Raw genomic sequence first — 524 nt, 5'->3', positions numbered from 1 at the left:
GTTCCATGAAGGGATGTCGATCATTGAGCGTGACCGCGCCGCAGCCTGGTTTAGCGAAGAAGATAGCGGCGCTCAGGTAATGCTGTGTTCTGAAATCGGCTCCGAAGGGCGTAACTTCCAGTTCGCCAGCAATCTGGTGATGTTTGACCTTCCGTTCAACCCGGACCTGCTGGAACAGCGTATTGGCCGTCTGGACCGTATTGGTCAGGCTCATGATATTCAGATTCACGTCCCGTACCTGGAAAAAACCGCGCAATCCGTACTGGTGCACTGGTACCACGAAGGTCTGGATGCGTTCGAACACACCTGCCCGACCGGCCGTACCATCTACGACACGNGGCTGAACCAGAAAATACCGATGGCTTTGACGATCTGATCAAAACCTGCCGCGAACAGCATGACGCGCTGAAAGCACAGCTGGAGCAAGGTCGCGATCGTCTGCTGGAGATCCACTCTAACGGCGGTGAAAAAGCGCTGGCACTGGCTGAGAGCATTGAAGAGCAGGACGACGATACCAGCCTGAT

The 524-nt window shown here is 55.3% G+C and carries 1 pseudogene; it reads left to right on the top strand.

Annotation, left to right across the window (positions count from 1 at the left end):
* Positions 1–524 (top strand): annotated as a pseudogene (locus tag FDX22_RS21045) (helicase-related protein); the annotation flags it as partial.

This window comes from Citrobacter sp. TBCS-14 (genome assembly GCF_005280805.1).
In the GTDB taxonomy this organism is placed as follows: domain Bacteria; phylum Pseudomonadota; class Gammaproteobacteria; order Enterobacterales; family Enterobacteriaceae; genus Citrobacter; species Citrobacter gillenii.
This window is presented reverse-complemented; position numbering and strand designations above follow the sequence as displayed.